This window comes from Acetobacter sp. DsW_063 (genome assembly GCF_002153745.1).
GTDB lineage: Bacteria > Pseudomonadota > Alphaproteobacteria > Acetobacterales > Acetobacteraceae > Acetobacter.
Genome location: NZ_JOPL01000075.1, coordinates 1 through 11910, shown reverse-complemented (window position 1 = coordinate 11910; position 11910 = coordinate 1). Strand labels below are relative to the sequence as shown.

The following is an 11910-nucleotide window of genomic DNA, read 5'->3' as shown; positions in this document are numbered from 1 at the left end:
ACCCTATCCGCCGCGCGCGCTTACAGGCGGCGCGGCGCCCACCGGTCGCCAGCGGTGTTCCAGGTATTGCCATGCCGCGAGCGAAGGCAGGCCCCAGGCGATTTCGCGTAGCCGTTTGATCAGCGAAAGTGCGATGGACACTGTCGGCGGCAGGCCGAACAGTCCGCCGACCAACACATAGCCGCCCTCGGAAACGCCCAGCCCTCCAGGAACGGCAAAAGCGACGGATTTCGCGATCTGCCCGACGCTTTCAATCACGTAACCTGTGGCGAGAGAGCGGTCATGGCCCAGAAAATGCAGGATGATGCAGACCTCAACCGCGCCAAGCGACCATCCGGCGAATTGCGCGCACCCGGCGATTATCGCCCGGCGGGGCGCGCGGTAGAGAGACATGATTTCGTCGTGCAGGCCACGGATGCCGTCGACGCCGCTCCAGCCCAGATGTGCTGCGATACGCACCAAAAGTCTCTCGACGACGGAAATCGCGCCGAACCACTGACTGCCGAACAGGGCGACTCCGATCAGAAGCGCAACGCCGCCGCTCTCCATCAGCTCGTCGGTAATTGTCGAGCGTTTAACGAGGAGAAAGAGGATCAGAAGGCCGACGACGGTGAACGCGACCTGACTGAGCAGCTCTATGGTCAGATCGCAGATGGTGGCTGCCGCCGCGTGCCGAAGCCCAAGTCCCCGACGACCAAGAAGGCGCGCCGATGCGACTTCTCCTCCGATCTGCGCAACGGGAAGCAGATTGTTCACACCCTCCCGCACGCAGCGAAGCAGGGCGTAATCGCGCAGCGGGACGCCCGAACCCCGGCGCCCGGAGATGACACGCCAGGAATGGGCGGACAGCAGGACCTGAACGGAGTGGAAGAGGATCGCAAAGAGAACGCCCCACCCCCCGGCGGCGACAAGGGTCAACGTGGCGGCCGCCCCGAACTGGGTCAGCATCCACGCGGTCAGTCCGACGCCAAGGATTCCGGCCAGGACCGTCAAGCGCCTCATAGTCAGGCGGGCCTCCTCCCCTTAACCAGCAGCGGACACCGGCGCAGGATCGACGCCACTAGTGAGACGATCCTTGTCGATATGTCGATTATCCGGCGATCCGTCGCAACAGTGCAATCGATTCCACACACGCAGCGGCCGCTTCGCGTCCCTTGTTATGGATATCTTCGCGGGAGCGGTCGACGGCCTGCTGCTCGTTATAGGTAGTGAGAACGCCGAACGCGACGGGAGTTTCCGTCGCGAGTGACGCCTGCATGATGCCGACGGTCGCGCCGAGGCTGATGAACTCGAAATGAGCCGTATCTCCCTTGATGACGCAGCCGAGGCAGATCACGCCCTCGTACCGCCCGGTGCGGGCCAGGGCCTGCGCCAGAAGCGGAAGCTCGAAGGCGCCCGGCGCAGGGAAGAAATCGTCGTCGGCGACCGTGATCCCGTGCTCGCCGAGCCATTCGATCGCACCGTTGCGCAAGCCGCCCGTCACGTCCTCGTTGAAACGGCTGACCACCAGCGCGAGGCGAGGCGCCGGGGACAAGTTCAGGTTGGGGACGGAGGCGGGAGAACGCGTGCTCATAACTTTTCCTGTCGTGTGTGAATGAAGACATTTGCAACAGTTGGGGCGTCATTCGGTCAGGCGTTGCTGGTCGGCCGAGTGACGCTCCCCGCGACTGGGCGACGACGCGCTGGCCGCCGACCTGTGAACGAAGAAGGGTCCAGCCTTGTACGGACGGTCAGTCCGCCGCGCCGACCGATTCCGCGCGCAGCACATGACCCAGACGTCGCCGTTTGGCGTCCAGATAGGCCCGGTTGAAAGGGTTCGCCGCGATCTCCAGCCCGATGCGCCGACGCACGGTGAAGCCGCGTTCTTCAAGCGCAGTCACCTTTTGAGGATTGTTCGTCAGCAGATCGAGCGTGTCGACGCCAAGATCGCGCAGGATCGACGCCGCCGCCGACCAGTCGCGCGTGTCCGTCGCGAAACCGAGCTTGTGGTTGGCGTCCACGGTGTCCAGCCCTTGGTCCTGCAATGCGTAGGCGCGGACCTTGTTGCCCAGACCAATGCCGCGTCCTTCATGCCCGCGGATGTAGAGCAGTGCGCCGCAGTCCGACCGACCGATCTCTTCCAGCGCACCCCGCAGTTGCGGGCCGCAGTCGCAACGCAGCGAACCGAGCGCGTCGCCGGTTACGCATTCGGAGTGCAGCCGCACCAGCGGCACTGCGCCCGGCGCCGATGGATCGCCCTTCACCAGCGCCACATGCTCCGTGCCGTCCGTGTCGCGGAAGGCGTGGATGACCAGCTTTTCTCCGCCGAACGCGCTCGGCAGGGCCGCCTCAGCCAGTTCGGCCGTTACCGCGTCCGCTCGCGACGACCGTAGCGCTGCAGCGAGCGACGTTCTGGCGTCGGGTACGATTGGCGTGGTCCCGTGCTCGCGCACCCAGGCGGTCAGTTCGGCGATGGAGACGATCACCAGTCCGTGCAGGGCGGCGTAGTCCTCAAGCTCGGGCCGCCGGGCCATCGAGCCGTCCTTGCTCATGATCTCGCAAATTACGGCGGCGGGGCTGCACCCGGCGAGACGGGCGAGATCGATCGACCCTTCCGTGTGGCCGTCACGCTCCAGAACGCCGCCGGGAGCCGCCCGCAGCGGAAAGATATGTCCCGGCGAGACAAGGTCCACAGCCTGCGCGTCAGGCGCCACGGCGGCGAGCACCGTGCGGGAGCGGTCATGCGCGGAGATGCCGGTCGTCACGCCCTCTCGCGCCTCGATCGAGACGGTAAACGCCGTGCTGCGCGGCGCCGTGTTGACGCGCGTCATCATCGGCAGGTCGAGATGCGCGACGCGCTCGGGCGTCATCGGCAGGCAGACCAGCCCGCGCCCGTGCGTGACCATGAAGTTCATGGCTTCAGGCGTCATGAACTCGGCGGCCATGACCAGATCGCCCTCGTTCTCGCGATCCTCGTCATCGACCATCACCACCATGCGACCGGCCCGGATGGCCTCGACCGCACGCGCCAGCGTCTCCGACATTTCGGGACGCGACGCGGAATTCAGCGATACTGACATAGTGTCTCCACATACTTCGCGATCACGTCCACTTCGACGTTCACCGGATCGCCCGATGAAAGCGCGCCCAGAGTGGTGTGGTCCCAGGTGTGAGGGATGATCATCAGGGCGATATGAAACGTATCGGCTTCGGCGCCGCAGTCTCCGGGAGCGCCGACCTCGTTGAGCGTCAGGCTGATGCCGTCCAGCGTGACGGAACCTTTCTCGACCATGTAACGGCGCAGGGCGGCGGGGACGGCGAAGACGATCCGTCGGGCGTCTCCGGAGTCCTCGACCGAGACCAGTCGTGCGACGCCATCAACATGGCCCTGCACGATATGGCCGGAGAGCCGCGTCGACGGCGTCACCGCGCGCTCCAGGTTGACCCGGCCGCCTTCAGAGAGCCGCCCCAGCGCCGTGCGCGCCAGTGTCTCGGAACTGATGAAGAACCGCACGCGTCCGTTCGCGTCGTATTCCGTCGCGGTCAGGCACACGCCGTTCACGGCGATGCTTTCGCCCAACGCCACGTCGGTGATGCCGGTGTCGACGTCGAGCAGGCACGACGCGTTGCCGGACTGCACGGCGGCCACGCCGCCTAAATGCTCGATTATGCCGGAAAACATGCGGCGTCCTCTTCTTTGATAATCTGATCGGCCTTGGCGGGTTCGACGAAATCGAGACCGCGATCGGCGAACAGCGCCAGCGGCGTGTCGCGATGGCGGCTTGCGACCGTCAGCCGTTCGCCGCCCGCAGCACGTTGTTCGATGCGCAACCAGTCGTCCCAGACGTCTCCGGCGCGCATCGCGGCGAGGAGCGTCGGCCCCGCCTCGACAAGAGCCCAAAGCGCGCCAGCCTCGGCCAGAAGGGCCGGAGCGTCCTCGACGGCGGCGCAGAAGCGCACGTCGAAGCGCCGTTCGGCCTGCGCAAGCCATGCGGCGGGAGCATTGTCGCGGCGTCCGCACACCAGCAGGATGCGGCGTCGCTCCTCGTGATCCGCGACCCTGCGCACATCGAGTCCGGGCAGGTCGGCGCGCACGGTGCCGATCCCGGTGACCACGGCGTCGGTCGCGCGGCGCAACGCGTGGGCGAGGTCGAGCGCGGCGGGGGAGGTGAATGTCGTGCTCCCGGCGGGAGGAATCATCGAACCCGCAGAGTCCACGGCCTGTTTCACCGTGAACCATGTTTTCCCGCTGGACGCCCAGTATACGAACGGCGCGATCAAGCCCCGACATTGCGCCAACAATGCGCCCTGGTCCGGCAGAGCGGTCGCTTCAGACAGCCATCGCACCGTACGTCCGGCTGCCGTCAGCCGCGTCGCGCCGCCGCCCGCCACGCGCGGATTGGGGTCGGCGCAACCGATCCACACGGTCTCGACCGGGGTGGCAAGCAGCGCCTCGGAGCACGGAGGGGTGCGACCGGTATGGTTGCAGGGCTCGAGCGTCACGACCGCCGAGTGGATACGGTCGGTCAGTCCCAGTTCGGCGCATTGCGCCAGCGCACGCGCCTCGGCGTGCAATGTGCCCGCCTTGTGATGCGCGGCCACCGTGAGGATCACGCCGTCACGATCAAGCAGTGCGCAGCCGACCGGCGGATTGGGCGCCGTCGCGCCGACAAAACGGCGCGCTTCGTCGATAGCAGCGCGGAAACCTGCCGCAATCGCCGTATCGTCACGCTGCTGTCCGGTCTGAAACGCTGTCATCCCCGTCCGCCATCTGGTCAACACACCACGGGCGTCTCAGGGCGAATATGGACGGGCGCACGCCCCCCGCATTGCGGAGCACGCGCTTCGATCCACCGTTCTCTCTCATCCGGACTATGACCGTCGGCTCCGGATTCACACCGGATCTGCTTGACCCCGCCGCAAACACGGCGGGCGCTCGCGGGCTTTCGGTCGTGCTTGCGCACGGCTCGATTTACCGCCGGTGGGGAGTTTCGCCCCGCCCTGAGAACGTCCGCAACCAGCCTTCCGACTGGCGCTGGAATTATATGAGGGATAAAATTTCGCGATTGCAAGGGGTGCGCTCATCGCGCGTCTGGCGGACCGCTGCGGCGTTTTCGCGCAATACGCCGGGATAAGGCCCCGCCCCGCGCGGGTAAGTCGTTTCCAAGGGAAGTCATTATTTTTCTCAAATGATGGTGTGACCATAATTCACGCTACAGGTATCTGGCTGCGGTTCGGCCGTATTCATGAACACATCAGATCGGCGTTTGCTTGTGGGGACGCTATGTTGGCCGTTCCACGCGGTAATGGATGCAAGGGGGCTCCTCCGGCAGCGCGGTCCCGCACATCTGAGATTTTTGGTCTTCAAACGCCCTGCTCTCATGCAGCGAGCAGAGGCCGTTCGGATATCAAGCCGCACGGTAAGATCCAGACTTCTCCTTCAGGCTGTCCATCCAGAAGACCGTTGCATTCAGGATATCGCGCTTCTTGTCAGGCCATAGTTCAGTCTATCCGGGGGAGCGCCATCGCCGGAGCGGTCGGTCAATTCCCTAGAAAATAGAGATAAATTTTCGAACATATTCCGGTCGCGAAAAACTTTCCCGACACGATCAGCAAGACATGACGCCGGAGCGCGACATGTCGGGCTGCCCCGCGCCACTGCTTCCGGCGCAGGGCAGCACAATCCTTACGGCCAGACCGCAGGGCTTCGCATCGAGAAGCGCCATGTGTCCGTGATGCTGGCGCACGATCTTTGCGACGATCGGCAGACCAAGGCCCAGATGTCCGTCAAAACAGGCATGCTTCGGAATTTTCCGCGACATTTCCCTAAACGCCGAGCGACGCTGTTGTAACGACATTCCCGGACCATCGTCGCTGACTTCGATCACGACCTCGCCGTCCTCCTCGTCCACAACCACGGACACGGTGCTCGCGTGTCGGCACCCGTTTTCGAGAAGGTTGCCGAACAGCCGCGTCATGGCCACAGGTTGGCAACGCAAAAGCACCGGCAGCCCGGCCCTGGCCCGTACCGCCCGGCCCACGGCGGCGAAGTCTGCGCTGATTTCCCGTGCGATCGCAGCCAGATCCACCATTTCCCACGCCTCGGTTTCGTCATGACCCCGAAACAGCGACATGGCGTTGTCCAGCATACGTTTCATCAAACCGATATCGCGGCTCATGCCTTCGCTATCTGCATACTCACCGCCCATTTCCACCCGCAACGCGAGACGAGTCACAGGCGTGCGAAGATCATGCGCGACTCCCATGAGCGCGCAGACACGCGCTTCGGCCGATCGTGCAAGGCGCTCCTGGAGAGCGTTGAAAGCATGAATGACGCCACGAACTTCGGATGGCCCGGCCTCCTGCATCGGCGCGGCGCGGTCCAGTAATTCGTATTGCGCGACGGCGTCCGCGAGCAGGCCCAGCGGACGGCGGACATACCACGCCAGCCATAGCAGCAGCATGGCCGCGCCAGCGGCGATCGTCCCGATCCAGAGCATTATCGGCAACGTCGCCAGCAGCATGCCCGGTCCGTTGACGCGGGCGTAGTTGCGCACGAGAAAAGTTGTGCGGAGGCTTTCGAAATTGACATGGGTGAACCCGGGCGGCCAGCCGTCCGCCGCGCAATTCATGACGAGCGGCGCCCAGGTGTCGGGGATTTCCAGCGCATAAAGAGCGCGTCGCAAGCTTCGTGTCGCAAGATGTTCCGCTTGCGGTCGACAAGGAGCGTCTGCGCCCAAAACAACGGCCAGGTCGGGTGTGGAGAGCGATGAGGCCATGGTGGGTCGGTCGAGTTCGCGCGTGGCCTGAATCGCCCGCAGCGCGGTGGCGACGCCGATGGCGTCGGGCCACGCCCCGGGCGGCGGCGTCGGCTCTTCGGCGCGAAGCGTCAGGAACGCCGCCAGCGCAACCCCGAGCATGGCGATCGAGCTTCCGCCGAGCAGAAGCGCCATCTGTCCCCGTAGCGACCGTGGATGGGGGACTTTCATGCGTCCACGCTCCAACCCATCGCCTTGTAGCAAGCGAGTGTTTCTCGCGTGATAGCGCGCGCCGCATTGCGCAGATCTGCATCAGTTCCCCGGCGACGGCCGAGAAGCAGGTCGAGGCCGCCTCCGATCGCCATATGGATCGGGACCGCCGTTCCAAGCGTTACAGCCGCAGGAAGGATCAGTCCGGGTTTGCGGCCGCTGTCGGCGTTGACGTCGAACGCTGTCGCAGGCGCGCGATCGACGCGGCGCGGATCGTCGAGCCGGATACGGGCGGAGAGCGAGGATCGTCCCGCGCCGAAGCCGATCATCGTGCGTTCCAGCGCATTGCCGGCATCGACGCGCGTAAGTGTGACGCGCAGGATCGGAGACCCCGGATCCGGGGCTCCAGGCATTTGCAATGCGGCAGGGACGCCCGCCTGTCTTAATGCCGGGATCAGGCTGGAGGCCAGAGCGGCGTCCGCGCGCGAGGCGGCGGCGTCCGGTCCCGTCACCTCCACAAACACCACCTCCGGCGAAGGGAGCGCCGCGAATGGGGCCACTGCGCCGGGCTGGCGATGGCTCACCGTTGCTCCCGCACAACCGCCGAGGATCAGCAATGCGAGCAGGCTGGCGGTTTCGACGAATTTCTTTCTGCGGATCGCCGCGTCAGGATATGCATGGGTCATGTCATTGTTACGGCATGTAAGGCCCGTTCCCCCGCTTTTCCCGCAGCAGAACGCCCACGAAAAATTGTGCGTCGCCGCCGGGGGATGGCAGGTTGCGCACCGTATCATCGCCAGTAGCGGAACACGGCGGAATGGCATGACGGGATGGCGCTTCAACAGGATGGTCGGCGTGCGGCTTGTCGAATGCGCCGTCCCGCACCGCGTAAGAACGGAAGTCCGGTCGATGGCGGTTGAACGTCGGCGCCATGCGGACGCGTCCGATGACGATCTCCTGCGCTGGTCGGGGCTGGGTGATCGTGACGCCTTCGACCAGATCGTGGTCAGGTATGGCCCTTATGCACTGCGGATGGCCAGTCGCCTGACCGGCAACGCGGAGGCGGCGGAGGATCTGGTGCAGGACGCTTTCGTAAGGGCGTGGAGTCACGCCCGGGAGTTCGATGGATCGCGCGCCCGGTTCACCACATGGCTTTACCGGATCATCGTCAATCTCAGCATCGATCTCAGCCGCAAGCGCCAGCCGGAGCCGCTTCCCGACGAATTCGACATGGTTGATGAGGGGCCATCGGCCGAGAATCGTCTGGAGGCGGCGCAGCAGCGGCATGCGCTCGTCGCGGCGCTTCAGGCCGTGCCGTCGCGGCAACGGGCCGCAATGACGCTGGTGTATGATGAAGGTCTGTCCGGCGCTGAAGCGGCGCGACGCATGGGACTTTCGGCCAAGGCGGTGGAGCGACTGCTTGCTCGTGGACGGACGTTTTTGCGGGACAGGCTGGGAAGAGACGGGAGCGTGGAAGGAGGACGAAACCCATGATGACACAGACAAGATTTCGATATCTGGCGCTTAGCTACGGGGCGGACCTTTCCCGCTGGCCCGCTGCCGATCGTGACCCGGCGGAAGAACTTCTCGCGAATTCGGCCGAAGCTCGCGGCATCTTTAGAGAACAGCAGAGCATCGACACGGTCCTCGCCCGTGCTTTCGACGCTCAGGACGCGGAGCTTGGCGCGCAGCGGGCCGGGGAAGACGAACATGCCGCGTTGGCGCGCCTTCGCGCGGGCGTTGCGGGGCGCATCGCCGGGCAACCCGCGACAAAAATCCGATCGCGCGGATGGCGCAGTTTCGCGCCTGATCGGTTGGTTGTGCTGCCCGTCTGGGTGACGACATCAGGAGGGCTCGCTGTCTTTCGCCGGGCAGGGCTGGCGCTCGGCTGCGTGTGCGCCGTGACGAGCGGCCTGTGGCTGGGGTGGATCCAGTCGTCCGGCGGTCCGGGCGACCTGCTCAACACGCTTCTTGTCATTCCGGTAAGTGGTGGCGGGTGATGATCTTTTATGACACGAACGGAAGACCGCGCCGCTGGCTGGCCATCGGTTCGCTTCTGCTGAATCTCTTTTTTGTCGCCGTCATCGGCGGGCAATATCTACGCCATCGTGAAGACAGGGCGCCCATTCTCATGCGTGTCCTGCAGCATGTGACCGCCCAACTCGACGCCAGGGACGCCGAGGCTTTTCGCACAGTAATCCGTCAGGAAGCGCCACATTACGCGCAGGCGCAGGAAAACCTCGCGCGAGCGCGCAAGGAAATCGACCGGCAGTTACAGGCGCCGACGTTCGATGCGGACGCGACGCGGACGGCCATGCGACAGTGGCAGGCAGCATGGAATATATTCGTTGGCACGTTCAGCGACGTTCTTGTTGACGCTATGGGCCGACTGTCTCCGGCGGGACGCCGTGCGCTCGTCAACGCCGCGCCACACCCGCGACCAGATCTCTGAACCCTCGTTTCCAGAAAAAAGATCGAACCGCCTGGTCAGCCGGGGGGACACCTGTGCTGTGATTCGTAGAACGCAGGGTCGCAAGTGCGACCGCGTTTCTCCTTCAGCTCTGGTGGCCGGCCCTTATGCCTCAAAAACAGTTTTTGACCCGGACGCCGCTTTTCTCAAGCGGGCGTAACATTATTTCCTTGTGTGGCGCTCTGACGCTTATGGCTTGCGCCGCCCCGGCTCCCGTCGCGCCAGGAATCACAATCATGCCGCGTTCAGGAGAAAATTTCTCCATATTTCAGAAAAATGACGCCCAGTGCCGACTCTACGCGCAGACGCAGACCGGCGGGACGCCGTCGCAAGGTGTGGAGAGGAGCGGCCTGAAAAGCGCATTCCTTGGCACAGGCGTCGGCGCCACGTCGGGCGCCCTGATCGGAAGCGCCGTCGGTAATGCAGACAACGGCGCCGCAATCGGCGCAGGAAGCGGTCTTCTGCACGGTTCGCTCACAGGGGCGGGACGCGCGCGGCAAACCGGCCAGATGCTCCAGGACCGTTATGACGGCGCGTATGCCCAATGCATGGTCGGTCACGGCGAACAACTGTCGCCGCCGGTGGCCTATGCGCCGCCACCCATTGTCGCCTGGCCACCGCCAGTCGTCATGTACCCAGTTCCCGCCGGTTAATGAAATTTGCGTCTGGAGTGTCGCACTCCGTCTCTCCGTTCGTAACACAAGCAGATAACCGAACGGAGATTTCCATGTCCGACTTTTCCAACCGGGCGGCGGCGGCCCGCGTGCTTTTCCTGCCCTTCGCCGTAGGCGTGGCCGGGATCGTCCTTAGTGACGTCGTTCAGGCCCAGGACGGGCCTCGGGATCAGAGGACGGAGAGTTTCCGGAGTGCTGACACAAATCGCGACGGACGAATTTCTGAAGAGGAATTCGAGGCGTTCGTGAAAATTCGTCTGGGATCTTCCGGCGGTATGCGCGCCGCCATGTTCAATCGTCTCACGCCGGAGGAACAGAAAGCTCGGCTCGACGAGAAATTCGCGCAAATGGACGCCAGCGGCAAAGGGTATCTGACCCTCGACGACTGGCGTCCGCAATCCTGAAGACAAACGAAAAAATGAAATCCTGAGAGGAAATAATGGCTAAAATCCCCCATGTCCTTGGCGCCGTGGCAAGCGTTGTGGTCGCCATCGCGTTTTCTGCTCCGGCGAAGGCCGGCACGGCGACCTATTGGGGGCCGCGCGGTGGCGTGACCACGGTGCACACGCCCGGCCCCTATATACATCCCACATGGGGCCCATGTTGTTATGCGCCCCTGCGGGGCGCAGGGGCTGTCGCGGCGGGCGTTGCGACCGGGGCGGCGATCCGCGCGGCGGCGCAGCCTTATCCTTACGGCTACCCTTATCCGGTCTATGTGGCGCCGAGGCCGGTTGTTTATCCTCCGGCAGTCATTGTAGCGCCTGCTCCGGCCTATGTGTACCCGGCGCGTCCGCTGCCATGACGGATCTTTTACGGAAAGATCTTTTCCCGTCATCCTGTGGACGATTTCCGATAGCCGGGATTGTCCTGATTCTTACATCCTGTGCTGGCGCCCATGTCCAGAATCCGGCGACGGTGAACGACGTCAGACCTGTCGCGCCGGTCGCGGTGACCGTGGCAACGACCATGCCCCGGACACCACAGAACGCCGCACGTCTGGACCGCAATATGCAGGCTCTCGCAGTCGGATTGGCGAAACAGCTGGAAGAGGAACATATTATCGCGTATGCGGCCGATCCGGCTGAAACAACGCCCCACCCGAACGGCGATGGACTTGCGCTTGTCGTCGATATTGGTGTGCTTCAGACAGGCAACGCCTGGACGCGAGAACTAGTGGGGTTCGGAACAGGCAAAAGCCTCCTGAAATCTCACGTAGGCTTGTATGATGAACGCGGAGCCCAATCGACGGACCTTCTCGACTTTACTGTCAAGGCGGACAGTGGCGCGATGCCCGGCGTTATCGCCAGCGCGTGGAATCCGATCGGGTTTGGCGTTCACAGCGCGCGGGCCATTGCAAAGGAAACGTTGAGCGACAGTCACGAGGACGCAGACCGGACCGTGAAGGCGATTGTCGGGAAAATGGTGAAATACTACCAGACGGTCGGGTGGCTGCCGTCCCGGCAATCGGTGCAGGAACAATCTTGAACGTCCCCCCCCTTTGGGTGTTTTGTACACTGACTTGCCCGGCGTGGCGTGCGCGTCGTTTGTGTCCTTTTCTCGACCTGAGCGAACAAGGTTTAGCGGTGGCAAACGCGGAAAACCAGGCGGTTTTGCCTCAGCCTTGGTTTTCCGCAAGTGGGAATATTGTCCACCAAATCTGGTCCGCCAATGTATAGAGAATTTTTTCAGTGCCGTCGTTCAGCTCGTCTCCGCTATCACCAGAATTAGCTGACGATACGCCCTGACAATTAAGCAGATTCACCCGATAGGGGCCCCTTGGCTCTGACCTGTTCTGTGTGATTCCATTTCTTCTGCGTTG

General features: G+C 63.8%; 15 protein-coding genes and 1 riboswitch. Of the genes, 7 read left to right on the top strand and 8 right to left on the bottom strand.

Features of this window, described 5'->3' with window-relative positions:
• Nucleotides 1-3: 3 nt before the first annotated feature.
• From HK28_RS10315 to HK28_RS10285, 7 genes are all read right to left on the bottom strand, one after another.
• Nucleotides 4-1002 (bottom strand): lysylphosphatidylglycerol synthase domain-containing protein, encoded by a 999-nt coding sequence (locus HK28_RS10315; protein WP_086644495.1) that lies wholly within the window; start codon nt 1000-1002, stop codon nt 4-6.
• An 88-nt stretch (nt 1003-1090) separates the two neighbouring features.
• Entirely contained in the window at nt 1091-1573 is a 483-nt protein-coding gene (gene ribH / locus HK28_RS10310; RefSeq protein ID WP_086644494.1) for a 6,7-dimethyl-8-ribityllumazine synthase, read from the bottom strand.
• A gap of 157 nt (nt 1574-1730) precedes the next feature.
• Nucleotides 1731-3023 (bottom strand): 3,4-dihydroxy-2-butanone-4-phosphate synthase, encoded by a 1293-nt coding sequence (ribB, locus tag HK28_RS10305; RefSeq protein ID WP_086644512.1) that lies wholly within the window; start codon nt 3021-3023, stop codon nt 1731-1733.
• 20 nt (nt 3024-3043) lie between these two features.
• Nucleotides 3044-3661 carry a riboflavin synthase gene (locus HK28_RS10300; protein WP_086644493.1) on the bottom strand — a complete coding sequence of 206 codons (618 nt, stop codon included), beginning with the start codon at nt 3659-3661 and terminating at the stop codon, nt 3044-3046.
• Entirely contained in the window at nt 3646-4737 is a 1092-nt protein-coding gene (gene ribD / locus HK28_RS10295) for a bifunctional diaminohydroxyphosphoribosylaminopyrimidine deaminase/5-amino-6-(5-phosphoribosylamino)uracil reductase RibD (protein ID WP_086644492.1), read from the bottom strand. The genes HK28_RS10300 and ribD overlap by 16 nt, the downstream gene beginning before the upstream one ends.
• Before the next feature lie 93 nt (nt 4738-4830).
• Nucleotides 4831-4992: riboswitch (FMN riboswitch) on the bottom strand.
• A gap of 596 nt (nt 4993-5588) precedes the next feature.
• Nucleotides 5589-6968 (bottom strand): HAMP domain-containing sensor histidine kinase, encoded by a 1380-nt coding sequence (locus HK28_RS10290; protein ID WP_233140482.1) that lies wholly within the window; start codon nt 6966-6968, stop codon nt 5589-5591.
• On the bottom strand, nt 6965-7633 hold the full coding sequence (locus HK28_RS10285; RefSeq protein WP_086644491.1) for a DUF4410 domain-containing protein: 669 nt from the start codon (nt 7631-7633) through the stop codon (nt 6965-6967). Before HK28_RS10285 ends, HK28_RS10290 begins: the two co-directional genes overlap by 4 nt.
• Between HK28_RS10285 and HK28_RS10280 the strand changes: the two genes are divergently transcribed.
• The 7 genes from HK28_RS10280 to HK28_RS10250 all read left to right on the top strand — a co-directional run bounded on the left by HK28_RS10280 (nt 7632) and on the right by HK28_RS10250 (nt 11576).
• Complete coding sequence (locus HK28_RS10280) at nt 7632-8441, top strand: sigma-70 family RNA polymerase sigma factor (protein ID WP_233140481.1); 810 nt, start codon at nt 7632-7634, stop codon at nt 8439-8441. The two genes, HK28_RS10285 and HK28_RS10280, sit on opposite strands and share 2 nt — an antisense overlap.
• Nucleotides 8438-8947: a hypothetical protein gene (locus HK28_RS10275; protein WP_086644490.1), complete on the top strand. Its 510-nt coding sequence runs from the start codon at nt 8438-8440 to the stop codon at nt 8945-8947. Before HK28_RS10280 ends, HK28_RS10275 begins: the two co-directional genes overlap by 4 nt.
• Complete coding sequence (locus HK28_RS10270; protein ID WP_086644489.1) at nt 8947-9399, top strand: periplasmic heavy metal sensor; 453 nt, start codon at nt 8947-8949, stop codon at nt 9397-9399. The genes HK28_RS10275 and HK28_RS10270 overlap by 1 nt, the downstream gene beginning before the upstream one ends.
• Before the next feature lie 254 nt (nt 9400-9653).
• Nucleotides 9654-10070 (top strand): glycine zipper family protein, encoded by a 417-nt coding sequence (locus HK28_RS10265; protein ID WP_233140480.1) that lies wholly within the window; start codon nt 9654-9656, stop codon nt 10068-10070.
• Nucleotides 10071-10144: 74 nt separating this feature from the next.
• Nucleotides 10145-10495, top strand: a complete 351-nt coding sequence (locus HK28_RS10260; RefSeq protein ID WP_086644487.1) for an EF-hand domain-containing protein — start codon at nt 10145-10147, stop codon at nt 10493-10495.
• A 35-nt stretch (nt 10496-10530) separates the two neighbouring features.
• Nucleotides 10531-10893: a hypothetical protein gene (locus tag HK28_RS10255; RefSeq protein ID WP_086644486.1), complete on the top strand. Its 363-nt coding sequence runs from the start codon at nt 10531-10533 to the stop codon at nt 10891-10893.
• Nucleotides 10890-11576 carry a DUF4410 domain-containing protein gene (locus tag HK28_RS10250; protein WP_086644485.1) on the top strand — a complete coding sequence of 229 codons (687 nt, stop codon included), beginning with the start codon at nt 10890-10892 and terminating at the stop codon, nt 11574-11576. Before HK28_RS10255 ends, HK28_RS10250 begins: the two co-directional genes overlap by 4 nt.
• Before the next feature lie 130 nt (nt 11577-11706).
• Here the strand turns inward: HK28_RS10250 and HK28_RS14330 are convergent.
• Nucleotides 11707-11910 (bottom strand): hypothetical protein (locus HK28_RS14330; protein ID WP_233140479.1); only part of this gene is annotated, 204 nt, incomplete at its 5' end.

Excerpts from the sequence above, each read along its gene's own strand:
- HK28_RS10315 (WP_086644495.1), bottom strand. The coding sequence starts at position 1,002 with ATGAGGCGCTTGACGGTCCTGGCCGGAATCCTTGGCGTCGGACTGACC.
- ribH (WP_086644494.1), bottom strand. The coding sequence starts at position 1,573 with ATGAGCACGCGTTCTCCCGCCTCCGTCCCCAACCTGAACTTGTCCCCG.
- ribB (WP_086644512.1), bottom strand. The coding sequence starts at position 3,023 with ATGTCGGAGACGCTGGCGCGTGCGGTCGAGGCCATCCGGGCCGGTCGC.
- HK28_RS10300 (WP_086644493.1), bottom strand. The coding sequence starts at position 3,661 with ATGTTTTCCGGCATAATCGAGCATTTAGGCGGCGTGGCCGCCGTGCAG.
- ribD (WP_086644492.1), bottom strand. The coding sequence starts at position 4,737 with ATGACAGCGTTTCAGACCGGACAGCAGCGTGACGATACGGCGATTGCG.
- HK28_RS10290 (WP_233140482.1), bottom strand. The coding sequence starts at position 6,968 with ATGAAAGTCCCCCATCCACGGTCGCTACGGGGACAGATGGCGCTTCTG.
- HK28_RS10280 (WP_233140481.1), top strand. The coding sequence starts at position 7,632 with ATGTCATTGTTACGGCATGTAAGGCCCGTTCCCCCGCTTTTCCCGCAG.
- HK28_RS10285 (WP_086644491.1), bottom strand. The coding sequence starts at position 7,633 with ATGACCCATGCATATCCTGACGCGGCGATCCGCAGAAAGAAATTCGTC.
- HK28_RS10275 (WP_086644490.1), top strand. The coding sequence starts at position 8,438 with ATGATGACACAGACAAGATTTCGATATCTGGCGCTTAGCTACGGGGCG.
- HK28_RS10270 (WP_086644489.1), top strand. The coding sequence starts at position 8,947 with ATGATCTTTTATGACACGAACGGAAGACCGCGCCGCTGGCTGGCCATC.
- HK28_RS10265 (WP_233140480.1), top strand. The coding sequence starts at position 9,654 with ATGCCGCGTTCAGGAGAAAATTTCTCCATATTTCAGAAAAATGACGCC.
- HK28_RS10260 (WP_086644487.1), top strand. The coding sequence starts at position 10,145 with ATGTCCGACTTTTCCAACCGGGCGGCGGCGGCCCGCGTGCTTTTCCTG.
- HK28_RS10255 (WP_086644486.1), top strand. The coding sequence starts at position 10,531 with ATGGCTAAAATCCCCCATGTCCTTGGCGCCGTGGCAAGCGTTGTGGTC.
- HK28_RS10250 (WP_086644485.1), top strand. The coding sequence starts at position 10,890 with ATGACGGATCTTTTACGGAAAGATCTTTTCCCGTCATCCTGTGGACGA.